Source organism: Plasticicumulans sp. (genome assembly GCF_035331805.1).
Taxonomy (GTDB): domain Bacteria; phylum Pseudomonadota; class Gammaproteobacteria; order Competibacterales; family Competibacteraceae; genus Plasticicumulans.
In genome coordinates this window covers 1-6,997 of the sequence record NZ_DAOLKE010000188.1, presented here as the reverse complement: position 1 = coordinate 6,997, position 6,997 = coordinate 1, and the positions used below count along the sequence as shown (strand labels likewise).

The 6,997-nt window shown below is 70.7% G+C and carries 7 protein-coding genes; all 7 read left to right on the top strand.

Going from position 1 to position 6,997, the window contains the following annotated elements:
* Positions 1-1,406 (top strand): AcvB/VirJ family lysyl-phosphatidylglycerol hydrolase (locus PKE44_RS12870; protein WP_324551813.1); only part of this gene is annotated, 1,406 nt, incomplete at its 5' end.
* A gap of 5 nt (positions 1,407-1,411) precedes the next feature.
* Entirely contained in the window at positions 1,412-1,948 is a 537-nt protein-coding gene (locus PKE44_RS12865) for a thermonuclease family protein (RefSeq protein ID WP_324551811.1), read from the top strand.
* A 79-nt stretch (positions 1,949-2,027) separates the two neighbouring features.
* On the top strand, positions 2,028-2,255 hold the full coding sequence (locus PKE44_RS12860) for a hypothetical protein (RefSeq protein ID WP_324551809.1): 228 nt from the start codon (positions 2,028-2,030) through the stop codon (positions 2,253-2,255).
* Positions 2,245-2,670, top strand: a complete 426-nt coding sequence (locus PKE44_RS12855) for a PIN domain-containing protein (RefSeq protein WP_324551807.1) — start codon at positions 2,245-2,247, stop codon at positions 2,668-2,670. Before PKE44_RS12860 ends, PKE44_RS12855 begins: the two co-directional genes overlap by 11 nt.
* A gap of 57 nt (positions 2,671-2,727) precedes the next feature.
* Positions 2,728-5,535 (top strand): sensor histidine kinase, encoded by a 2,808-nt coding sequence (locus PKE44_RS12850; RefSeq protein ID WP_324551805.1) that lies wholly within the window; start codon positions 2,728-2,730, stop codon positions 5,533-5,535.
* 75 nt (positions 5,536-5,610) lie between these two features.
* A complete protein-coding gene (dapF, locus tag PKE44_RS12845) occupies positions 5,611-6,450 on the top strand; it encodes a diaminopimelate epimerase (RefSeq protein ID WP_324551803.1) in 840 nt (279 codons plus the stop codon).
* Between the two features lie 89 nt (positions 6,451-6,539).
* Positions 6,540-6,997: DUF484 family protein (locus tag PKE44_RS12840; protein ID WP_324551801.1), on the top strand; the 458-nt coding region annotated here is incomplete at its 3' end.

Genomic DNA, 6,997 nt, shown 5'->3' with positions numbered 1-6,997 from the left:
CCGCGCTGTTCTGCACCGTCGCCTGCTCGACGCTGACCCCGGCCACGGCCGAAACCCTGAACTACGGGCGCTTCGGCGACATCGCCGTGCTGCGCCCGGAGGGCAAGCCGCGCTCGGTGACCATTGTCGTCTCCGGCAGCGGCGGGCCGATGCAGGCCGAGGCCGAGATCGGCCGGCTGCTGAACGCGCAGGGCTCGCTGGTGCTGTCGGTCGATGGCGAGCGGCTGCTGCACAACATCCGCCCGAAACCGGACGAGACCTGCGCCGATGCCGGCTGGGATTTCGAGGCGATGTCGCAGTACGTGCAGAAGGAACTCGGCCTCGGCGACTACCGCCGGCCGCTGCTGGTCGGCGTCGGGCTCGGTGCATCGCTGGTGTTTCTGGGCCTCGCCGAATCGACGCCGAACACCTTCCTCGGCGGCATGGCGCTCGGCTTCGATCCGGACTGGCGCAGCCCGTGGCGGCTGTGCGAAGGCGATCAGGGCGAGGTCGGCAAGCCGGCCGCCGACGGCCGCGGCTGGCAGCTCGCGCCGAGCGACGAATACCTGCTGCGCTGGACCGTGCTGCAGGGCGCGGCCGATCCGTACGTCGCCGGCGCGAAGGTCGCGCAGTTCGTCGAGGGCGTACCGAATGCCGAGCTGGTGACGGTGCCCGGCGTCGGCCACGGCTTCGCCGAGCCGGCGCGCTGGCGCGATTCCTTCGTCGATGCGTGGAAGCGCCTGAACAACGATCCCTATCAGGACCGCGAGCTGACCGAGCTGCCGCTGATCGAGCTGCCGGTGGCGCAGCCGTCCGGCGACTGGCTGGCGGTGATCCTCAGCGGCGACGGCGGCTGGGCGGCGATCGACCGCGAACTCGGCGAGACCTTCCAGCACGAGGGCATCCCGGTGGTCGGCTTCGACATGCTGCGCTACCTGTGGAAGGCGCGCAGCCCCGAGGAAACCGCCAACGCCGTCGCCAGCGCGATCGAGCGCTACACGCAGCGCTGGCAGCGCCGGCGCGTGCTGCTGGTCGGCTACTCGCTCGGCGGCGACGTGCTGCCCTTCGTCGTCAACCGCCTGCCGCCGCAGACGCGCCAGAAGCTGGCACTGAGCGCGGTGCTGGCGCCGAGCAAATACGTCGAGTTCGAATTCCATCCCTGGGACTGGATCTCGGACGACGACGACGCCAGGAACCCGCGCGCGCTGCCGCTCGACCCGGAACTGGCGGCGGTGCGCTCGCGGCTGCTGTGCGTCTACGGCAGCGACGAGAAGGCCGACTCGGCCTGTCCGCCGCTCGCCGGGCGCAACGCGCAGGTGGAAATCCTGGCGCTGCCCGGCGCCCATCACTTCGACGGCGACTACACGGCGCTCGCGAAACGCCTGCTCGATGCCGCGCAGGCACCGGCTGCAAGCAACGGGAAATGACGATGATGACGACCACTTCCACCCCCACGCCGGCCGGACCCGACAGCCGCCTGCGCTCGCTGCACGCTGCAGCATCGACGATGCTGCGGCTTGCCGCGCTGCTTGCGGCCGGGCTCGCGCCGGTACAGGCCGACGAGACAATCGGACGCGAGGAGGTCGCGAGCCTCGCGTATCAGGGTTCGCGCGTGCGCCTGTACGCGATCGCCGCACCGCGCGTCGACCAGATCTGCAAGGAGTGGCGCGGCGGCCAGCCGGTCGACTACGCCTGCGGCCAGCACGCCAAGGCCTTCCTGCAGAGCCTGGTCGCCGGGCGCGATCCGTTCTGCGTGCGCGAGCAGGCCGCCGGCAGCGCGAGCTGCTACGTCGATGGCCGCGACATCGGCCTGGAGATGGTCGCCGCCGGCTGGGCCGTGGCGCGGCGCGAGGAATCCGAGCGCTACGTCTATGCGCAGGAGCGCGCCCGCGAGCAGGGCCGCGGCCTCTGGCGCGGCCAGTTCGACGATCCGACGCTGCTGCCGCAGCCCGACCGCCGCCGGCGCTGAGGCGTGCAGGCAGGTGCGGACGGCGGCATTACACTGCCGGCAGGTCCCGCCGCACCCTGCCCGACCGGAGTCCGCCGCCATGCAGAGCCTGACGCTGAACCTCGACCTCGACGATCAGATCCTCGAAGACGCCCGTGCCCGCGCGCAGGCCGAGCACACGACGCTCGATGAAGTGATGACGCGTCTGCTCGCCGAATACGCCCGGCGCGAGCAGACCCTGCGTGAATACGATGCCGTCGTGCAGCGGGTCTGCGGCACGGCGACGGTCGGCCGCAAACTGACGCGGGACGAGATGAATGAGCGTTGAGAGCTTCATCGACACCAACGTCTTCATCTATCACCTCGAAAAGGCCGATGCGCGCCGGTTCATGATCGCCGACACGATCATTCGCGAGGCGATCGCCACCGGCAGTGCCTGCATCAGCTTCCAGGTCGTGCAGGAATGCCTCAACACGATGCTGCGCAAGGCCTCGATCCCGCTCGACACGGCGGGCATGCGTGACTATCTCGACATCGTGCTGCTGCCGCTGGTGCGGGTGCCGGCGAGCGCCGATCTGTACCGGCGCAGCCTCGAGGTCCGCGAGCGCTACGGCTTCAGCTTCTACGACGCGCTGATCGTCGCCGCGGCGCTCGAAGCCGGCTGCACCCGGCTCTGGAGCGAGGACCTGCAGCACGGCCAGCACATCGGTGTGCTGCAGGTCGAAAACCCGTTCCGCGCCTGAGCGTCTGCTCCGGCACTCCCGATCCCGATCCCGTTCCGCCCGGCCGAAGGTGCCGCGATGCTCTCCGATCCGCTGATCCTCGGCAGTGCGCTGTTCTACATCGGCTTGCTGTTCGCGGTCGCGTACTGGGGCGATCGTGCCGCCGAGGCCGGGCGCTCGGTGATCGCCAATCCGTGGACGTACACGCTGTCGCTCGGCGTCTACTGCACGGCCTGGACCTTCTACGGCAGCGCCGGGCGCGCCGCGCACGGCGGGATTGCCTTCCTGCCGGTGTACCTGGGGCCGACGCTGGTGCTCGTGCTCGGCTGGCAGCTGGTGCGGCGCATCGTGCGCATCAGCCAGCGCAACCGCATCACGTCGATCGCCGACCTGATCGGCTCGCGCTACGGCAAGAGCCATCTGCTCGCCGGGCTGGTGACGGTGATCGCGGTGATCGGGATCATGCCGTACATCTCCATCCAGCTGAAGGCGATCGCCACCAGCTACACGGTGCTGCGCGGCTATCCGGAAGTCTCGCCGCTGGTGCGCGTCGCCGAGCAGCCGGTGTGGGCCGACACCACGCTGTACGCGGCGCTGGCGCTGATCGCGTTCGCGGTGCTGTTCGGCACCCGCCACATCGACAACACCGAACGCCACGAGGGCCTGGTCGCGGCGATCGCGTTCGAGTCGGTGGTCAAGCTCGGCGCCTTCCTGCTGGTCGGGGCCTACGTGGTCTGGAGCCTCAACGACGGCTTCGGCGACATCTTCACGCGCGCCGCCGCGCACCCGGAACTCGCGAAGCTGATGCGCTTCGATGCGATCGGCGGCGGCTACGCCGGCTGGGTGACGCTGACGCTGCTGTCGGCCTGCGCCTTTTTATTCCTGCCGCGCCAGTTCCAGGTGCTGGTGGTCGAGAACACCGACGAGCACCACCTGCGCACCGCGAGCTGGGCCTTTCCGCTGTATCTGTGGCTGATCAACCTGTTCGTGCTGCCGGTGGCGCTCGCCGGGCTGATGACCTTCGAGAGCCGCGGCCTCGATGCCGACCTGTTCGTGCTCGACCTGCCGATCCACGGCCGCGAGCCCTTCCTCGCCGTGCTGGTGTTCGTCGGCGGGCTGTCGGCGGCGACCAGCATGGTCATCGTCGAGACCGTGGCGCTGTCGACGATGGTCTGCAACGACCTGGTGATGCCGCTGCTGCTGCGCCGGCTGCGCCCGGGCGGGCGGCGCGACCTCTCCGGGCTGCTGCTCGGCATCCGCCGCATCGCCATCGCCGGCATCGTGCTGCTCGGCTACCTGTACTACCGGGTGATCGGCGAGTCCTACACGCTGGTGTCGATCGGCCTCGTGTCGTTCGCGGCCTGCGCGCAGTTCGCGCCGGTGATCCTCGCCGGCATCTACTGGAAGGGCGCGACGCGCCGCGGTGCCTACTGGGCGCTGTCGGCCGGCTTCGCGGTCTGGGCGTACACGCTGCTGCTGCCGTCGTTCGCGCGCTCGGGCTGGCTGCCCGAGGGCTTCGTCACCGACGGGCCGTTCGGCATCGAGCTGCTGAAACCCTACGCGCTGTTCGGCCTCGCCGGGCTCGACCAGTACTCGCACGCGCTGGTGTGGAGCTGGCTCGCCAACGTCGGCGGCCTGCTGCTCGGCTCGCTGTGGGACCGCCCCGGTGCGCTGGAGCGCGTGCAGGCCAGCCAGTTCGTCGATGCCTGGGACAGCAGCAGCACTGCCCGGCTGCTGTGGCGCGGCACCGCCGACATCCACGAGCTGCAGACGCTGGTCGCGCGCTTCCTCGGTCCGGAGCGCGCCGCCAGCGCCTTCGCCGGCTACGCGCAGAGCCGCGGCCTCGAACCGGGCCGCCACGGCCGCGCCGAGGCCGAGCTCGTGCACTTCGCCGAGCACCTGCTCGCCGGCGCGATCGGCGCGGCCTCGGCGCGGGTGACGGTGTCCTCGGTGGTCAAGGGCGAGGCGCTGTCGATCGAGGAGGTCATGACCATCCTCGACGAGACCTCGCAGGCCATCCAGTACAGCCGCCGGCTCGAAGAGCAGTCGCGCGAACTCGAAGCCGCCGGCCGGGAGCTGCGCGCCGCCAACGCCCGGCTGCAGGAGCTCGACCGGCTCAAGGACGAATTCGTGTCGACGGTCACGCACGAGCTGCGCACGCCGCTGACCTCGATCCGCGCCTTCGCCGAGATCCTGCTCGGCGCCCCCGACATCCCCGATACGCAGCGCGCCGAGTTCCTCGGCATCATCGTCAAGGAGAGCGAGCGCCTGAGCCGGCTGATCAACCAGGTGCTCGACATGGCCAAGCTCGATTCCGGGCGCGTCGACTGGCGCAGCGAGCCGGTCGAGCTGCGCGCGCTGCTGCGCGATGCCGCCAACGCCACCAGCCAGCTGTTCCGTGACAAGGGCGCGGAGCTGACGCTCGATCTCGACGAGGCCCCGGCCGCCGGTGCGGATACGGCCGACGGCAGCCTCGCCGGTGCGCACGCGCTGCACCTCGCGCAGCAGCCGGCCGTGATCACCGGCGACAGCGACCGGCTGCAGCAGGTGCTGATCAACCTGCTGTCGAACGCCGTGAAGTTCTGCCCCGAAGTCCACGGCCGGGTCGCGGTGCGCCTGCGCGTGCAGGAGAACGGCGTGCGCATCGAGGTCGCCGACAACGGTCCCGGCATCCCGCTCGCCGAGCAGGCGCGCATCTTCGAGAAGTTCCACCAGGTCAGCAGCCAGCAGGCCGGCAAGCCCAAGGGCACCGGCCTCGGGCTGACCATCAGCCAGCGCATCGTCGAGCGCCACGGCGGCACGATCCGCGTCGAGAGCATCGAGGGCGAAGGCGCCTGCTTCATCGTCGAGCTGCCGGCGCAGGTGCTGGCGAACGCGGCGGCCTGAGCACCGCCTGAACGCCGCGCAGATCGTGTTGGCGCAAACCTCGGCACCCGCGACCGCCTTGGTTACACTCGGTTCATGAACACGCGATCCCTGCGCTTTTCCAAGATGCACGGCCTCGGCAACGACTTCGTCGTCATCGACGGCGTGCGCCAGCCGGTCACGCTCGACGCCGATCTCGTGCGCCGCCTCGGCGACCGGCACTTCGGCGTCGGTTTCGACCAGCTGCTGCTGGTCGAGCCGCCGACCCGGCCGGGCATGGATTTCCGCTACCGCATCTGGAACGCCGATGGCGGCGAGGTCGAGCAGTGCGGCAACGGCGCACGCTGCTTCGCGCGCTTCGTGCGCGATCATGGCCTGAGCGACAAGGACGCCATCGCCGTCGAGACCGCCGGCGGCGATCTGGTGCTGCACGTCGAGGCCGACGGGCGCGTCACCGTCAACATGGGCGCGCCGCGCTTCGAGCCGGCCGACATCCCGTTCGAGGCACCGGCGCGCGCGCTGCACTACGCCGTCGAGCAGGACGAGATTCCGTACTTCCTGAGCGTGCTGTCGATGGGCAACCCGCACGCGGTGCTGACCGTCGATTCGGTCGCGCACGCACCGGTGACGACGCTCGGCCCGAAGCTCGAACATCACCCGCGCTTCCCGAAGCGCGTCAATGTCGGCTTCATCGAAGGCATCGACCGCAGCCACGTGCGCGTGCGCGTCTGGGAGCGCGGTGCCGGCGAGACGCTCGCCTGCGGCACCGGCGCCTGCGCGGCCGTGGTCGCCGGCCGGCTGCAGGGCTGGCTCGACGAGCGCGTCGAGGTCGAGTTGCGCGGCGGCCGGCTGACGATCTGCTGGGCCGGCGAAGGCGAGCCGGTATACATGACCGGCCCGGCCGTGCGCGTGTTCGACGCCACGCTGAACTTCTGATCCGCACGGACCTGCCCGCATCCGTGCAGCGCCGCGCGATCCATGCGGATCTGCCCGATCCTCCCGCCCCCGTCTCCCGGAGCGCCGCGATGAGTACACCGACACCGCTGCCGCCCGACCCCGCCACCGAAGCCGGCGTCGCCGAATGGCTGGCCGGGCATCCGGACTTCTTCGAGCGCCATCCCGAACTGCTCGAAGCCCTGAGCGTGCCGCACCTGCTGCCGCCCGGGGTCGCGTCGCTGGTCGAACGTCAGGTGCTGCTGCTGCGCGCGCGCGAAACCGCGACGCGCCGCAAGCTCGCGCAGCTGATCGAGATCGCCCGCGCCAACGATCGGCTGGCGGCGCGCATGCATGCGTTCGCGCTCGGCATCGTCGGCCTGACGACGCTCGAAGACCTGCTCGCCGCCATCACCGGCCTGATGCGCGACGAGTTCGGCGCCGACGCGGTGGCGCTGCGCCTGTGTGCGCAGCCGCGCGACGGCACGGGCGGCGACGAGCGCTTCGTGCCGCCGGCGCTGTGGAGCGAGTACGCGCAGGCCCTCGACGG

Coding starts and splice junctions, on each gene's coding strand:
- PKE44_RS12865 (WP_324551811.1), top strand. CDS start 1,412: ATGACGACCACTTCCACCCCCACGCCGGCCGGACCCGACAGCCGCCTG.
- PKE44_RS12860 (WP_324551809.1), top strand. CDS start 2,028: ATGCAGAGCCTGACGCTGAACCTCGACCTCGACGATCAGATCCTCGAA.
- PKE44_RS12855 (WP_324551807.1), top strand. CDS start 2,245: ATGAGCGTTGAGAGCTTCATCGACACCAACGTCTTCATCTATCACCTC.
- PKE44_RS12850 (WP_324551805.1), top strand. CDS start 2,728: ATGCTCTCCGATCCGCTGATCCTCGGCAGTGCGCTGTTCTACATCGGC.
- dapF (WP_324551803.1), top strand. CDS start 5,611: ATGAACACGCGATCCCTGCGCTTTTCCAAGATGCACGGCCTCGGCAAC.